5 protein-coding genes are annotated in these 4,398 nt (G+C 54.8%); all 5 read left to right on the top strand.

Translation table 11 applies throughout. The features are described 5' to 3' along the window. Positions 1-254 precede the first annotated feature (254 nt). The 5 genes from purF (at position 255) to K5905_RS28390 (ending at position 4,253) form a co-directional block, all read left to right on the top strand. Positions 255-1,727 (top strand): amidophosphoribosyltransferase, encoded by a 1,473-nt coding sequence (purF, locus tag K5905_RS28410; protein WP_297590684.1) that lies wholly within the window; start codon positions 255-257, stop codon positions 1,725-1,727. 20 nt (positions 1,728-1,747) lie between these two features. Next, the gene (locus K5905_RS28405; protein ID WP_297590683.1) at positions 1,748-2,476 is read left to right on the top strand and encodes an SDR family NAD(P)-dependent oxidoreductase; all 729 of its coding nucleotides are present in this window, start codon (positions 1,748-1,750) and stop codon (positions 2,474-2,476) included. 68 nt (positions 2,477-2,544) lie between these two features. Next, entirely contained in the window at positions 2,545-3,159 is a 615-nt protein-coding gene (locus tag K5905_RS28400) for an HAD-IA family hydrolase (protein WP_297590681.1), read from the top strand. A gap of 45 nt (positions 3,160-3,204) precedes the next feature. After that, entirely contained in the window at positions 3,205-3,576 is a 372-nt protein-coding gene (locus K5905_RS28395; RefSeq protein ID WP_297590679.1) for a VOC family protein, read from the top strand. A 266-nt stretch (positions 3,577-3,842) separates the two neighbouring features. Continuing rightward, complete coding sequence (locus K5905_RS28390) at positions 3,843-4,253, top strand: hypothetical protein (protein WP_297590677.1); 411 nt, start codon at positions 3,843-3,845, stop codon at positions 4,251-4,253. Positions 4,254-4,398 lie beyond the last annotated feature (145 nt).

Below are 4,398 nucleotides of genomic sequence, written 5' to 3'. Positions count from 1 at the left end.
CGCACCGGCCGAGGAGCCGACATATAGCGATTCCGAACGTCAGGGGCTCGATCAGCTGACGACCGACAACAACTGACGCCAATCTTTGGCGCAGGTCCTTGAATCCTGAGCATCCCGCAGCCAGATGGTCGCAAAAGGGGTGTTCTTACATCTTAGATCGATCAACTCATCTGCTTGCAGGCGCTTCCGTCCGCAAGCAGGTTGATCTCAAGACCAGGGCCGGTTTCAACCGGCCAGATAAAGGAGTGTTCGCCATGGTTGGCGGAACCGAGGAGCATGAGCCGTTTGATATGGACGCGGACACGCTGCGCGAAGAGTGCGGCGTGTTTGGCATTCTTGGGCACGAGGATGCCAGTGCGCTGACGGCTCTCGGGCTGCACGCGTTGCAGCATCGCGGCCAGGAAGCTGCGGGTATTGTCACCTTCGACAATGACCAGTTCCGCGCCGAGCGGCACCTTGGCCTTGTCGGAGACCATTTTTCCGATGCTGACACGATCGGTCGCCTGACCGGAAAAGCCGCCGTCGGCCACGTTCGCTATTCGACGACAGGCGAAACGATCCTGCGAAACGTCCAACCGTTGTTCGCCGAGCTGGATGGTGGTGGTATTGCCGTGTGTCACAACGGCAACTTCACCAACGCCCTCACCCTGCGCCATCAACTGATCCGCGACGGAGCGATCTGCCAGTCCACCTCAGATTCTGAAGTTGTTCTGCAGCTGGTTGCCCGCTCACGCAAAGGCAAGATCGTCGAAAGATTTATTGAAGCCATCACACAGATGGAAGGCGCCTATTCCCTCGTCGCACTGACATCGAAAAAACTGATCGGCGCACGCGATCCGCTAGGCATCCGACCTCTCGTTCTGGGTGATTTGAACGGTGCTCCGATACTGGCTTCAGAGACATGCGCTCTGGATATCATCGGTGCGAAGTTCATTCGCGAAGTCGAGAATGGCGAAGTGATTGTCTGCACTTCGACAGGCATCCAGTCCTACTTCCCGTTCGGAAAACAACCAGCGCGCCCCTGTATCTTCGAATACATCTATTTTTCCCGACCGGATTCGGTTCTGGGCGGTCGCAGCGTTTATGACGTGCGCCGCGAGATGGGCAAGCAGCTTGCCTTGGAATCGAATGTCGAGGCCGACGTCATTGTTCCGGTTCCTGACAGTGGTGTTCCCGCCGCCATCGGTTACAGCCAGGAAAGCGGAATTCCGTTTGAGCTCGGGATCATCAGAAACCACTATGTCGGCCGTACGTTCATCGAACCGACGCAGCAGATCCGTGCGCTTGGTGTGAAGATGAAGCATTCCGCAAACCGCGCCCAGATTGAGGGCAAGCGCGTTGTTCTCGTCGATGACAGCCTTGTTCGCGGCACCACCTCGGTGAAAATCGTACAGATGATCCGTGAAGCCGGTGCGAAGGAAGTCCACTTCCGGTTGGCCAGCCCGCCGATCAAATACTCCGACTATTACGGTATCGATACACCGGTGAGAGAAAAGCTGCTGGCTGCCAAATACAGCCTGGAAGAGATGTGCTCCTACATAGGAGCCGACAGTCTGGCATTCCTCTCCGTGGACGGTATGTACAAGTCCATGGGTTACGATGGCCGCGACGACGAAAACCCGCAATTTACCGATCATGGATTTACCGGCGACTATCCGACGCCACTGACGGACCTGTCTGAAGACCAGGACTTCGTCAGTGCTCCCCGTCTGGTGGAGGTCGGCTAAAGCGCCGTCAGAGACACAATATGCAAAAAGACCTTGAAGGCCGGATCGCCCTTGTGACCGGCGCATCCCGCGGTATTGGTTACCAGATCGCCAAACAACTCGCAGAGCACGGCGCACATGTTATTGCCGTTGCACGCACTGTTGGCGGCCTGGAAGATCTTGATGACGAAATCCAGGCTGCAGGCGGTCAGGCAACCCTCGTGCCGCTCGATCTGACCGATTTCGATGCGATCGATCGGCTCGGCGCTGCCATTTTCGAACGTTGGAAAAAACTGGATATCCTGGTTGCGAATGCAGGCATGCTCGGTGTGCTTTCTCCGCTCGGCCATATCAGCCCGAAGGATTTCGACAAGGTCATGAATGTGAATATCACGGCCAATTGGCGTCTCGTCCGGTCTCTGGATCCGCTGTTGCGCCAGTCGGATGCCGGGCGGGTGCTGTTCATGACCGCCGTACAAGCCCAGACTTGCACCGCCTTCTGGGGACTGCAGGCGATCAGCAAATCCGCGATTGAAGCCTTGGCAAGAACCTGGGCAAACGAGAGCCTGCAAACAGCCATGAAGATCAACCTCGTTGATCCGGGGCCGACACGCACAGGATTACGTGCCAAGGCGATGCCTGGCGAAAATCCTGAAAATCTTGCCACACCGGCCGAGGTTGCGAGCGACCTAATCAAGCTCGTCCAACCCGATACTCTGGAAACAGGCAAGCTTTTTGACCGTTTGAGCGGCGAATGGGTCTCAATGTAAGCTTTCCGCCCTCGTTTCGCGGTATCGTCGCATTGTTGTCTCTTGCGTCCATCAAGGAGCGTTAGTCGATGCGCAACGACATCAAGGCCATAGCGTGGGACTTTGACGGTGTCCTTAACCGGAACATTGCCGAAGGCCGGTTTCTTTGGTCCGATACGCTTGAAGAGGACCTCGGAATTTCGTTGCGCGCGTTCCAGGAAGGTGTTTTCAACGACACGTTCATTGACGTGCTGTCAGGCAAACTCGATCTGTTGCACCATGTGCAATCGTGGCTCGATCAAAATGGCCACGAAATCAACGGCGAGGCTCTTTTGAGTTACTGGTTCGCAAAGGACGACCTGAAAGATCCGCAAACAAATGAATTGCTGGACCACCTGAGCGACCAGGGCATTGTGCAGGTGATCGCTACAAACAACGAAGATCGCCGTGCAACCTACATAGAAAGCGAAACAGGGTACGAGACACGTGTAAGCGCAGTTTTTGCAGCTGGCCGCATGGGCCTTGTCAAACCGGATCCGGCTTTTTTCATCCACATCCAGGAAAAACTCGGTCTTGCGCCGAAGAACATCCTTCTTGTCGATGACAGTGCTTCAAATGTGCGCGCCGCCAGGTCTTTGGGGTGGAACGCCTTTCACTTTACTGATGAAACACGTTCAGAGCTTGCACGCTACCTTGGCATTTGACACCATCTCCAACTGCCTCAATCCAGCGACCAGGGAGAGAGTTTCATGCAACTCGGTGCGTTTTCCATCAGCCTGACTGTCAAGGATATTCAGAAGTCCAAGGCTTTCTATGAAGGTCTTGGCTTTTCTGATATGGGAGGATCCGGCGATGAAGGTTGGCTCATTCTGAAAAACGGCGAGACGGTGATTGGCCTGTTCCAGGGCATGTTCGATCAGAATATGCTGACATTCAATCCAGGCTGGAACCAGAGTGCCCAAAAGCTGGGCGAACACCAGGATATCCGGGAAATTCAGAAGGACCTGAAAGCGAAGGGATATACGTTTGTTTCAGAAGCGGATGAAACAACAAGCGGCCCGGCAAGCTTCATGCTGGTCGATCCAGACGGAAATCCGATACTGGTAGACCAGCATGTCTGACCCGTTTGAGTTCTGAAAGACCTGGCATCTGAAAATTCCTATTGCAAATACTGACAGGGTTTCTATCTTGCAACGATCGTGGGTTTCGGGCGCAGGGCGGCGCCTGGTCCAGCACAAGGTATGCGCCATGTCCGGCCGCTTGGCATCGACGCAAGTCGGACCTTTTTCCCGAATGAGGTTTCCTCGCCGGACCGTCATCCTGGTCAGGCGAACAGCTTCATCGAAGCCTGCTCATTGTCACACCATTCAAGGACAAGGTGATAACGATGCCTAATGTCGAGACCGACATTCTCGTGACCTTGCGCGATACTGACCTGCCGCAAACCGATGTGTTCGATGCGGTGCTCCCCTTCTCCACCTCTGAAGTGAGCGCACGGGCGATTATTACCGAGCGCGTTCGTGCCGAATGCGACAGGCGTCTACCGGATGCCATGGCCGCACGCCTTTTGCGACTGGACACGCTGCCTGACGAAGAAGACGCCGATTATAGAACGCATCTGAGAAATGAAGATGTATCCACTGACATTCAAATCCAACGCGCTCTGGATTCGTTTGAAAACAACGGATTTCTTCTGCTGATCGACAACCGGCAGATCGAAGACCTAGACGAAATGGTTCCTCTCCGGTCTGGCTGTGTAGTCACATTCGTACAGCTTTCGCCACTCGTGGGTGGATAAACCGTGACTGCAGATACTGTTGTTCGGCGGTCAGAGCGGCCAATTCCAACTTTCCCAATGACCGTGTTTAGTAGCGGTAAGGTCCCTGTGTGGGTGTTTTCGAAAACTTCAATTCGAGCATTTTCAACGCACAGACCGGTGCAAT

Origin of the sequence: Roseibium sp. (assembly GCF_025698965.1) — a bacterium.
In the GTDB taxonomy this organism is placed as follows: domain Bacteria; phylum Pseudomonadota; class Alphaproteobacteria; order Rhizobiales; family Stappiaceae; genus Roseibium.
The sequence above is the reverse complement of the archived record's forward strand: the minus strand, read 5'-3'. Positions and strand labels throughout refer to the sequence as shown.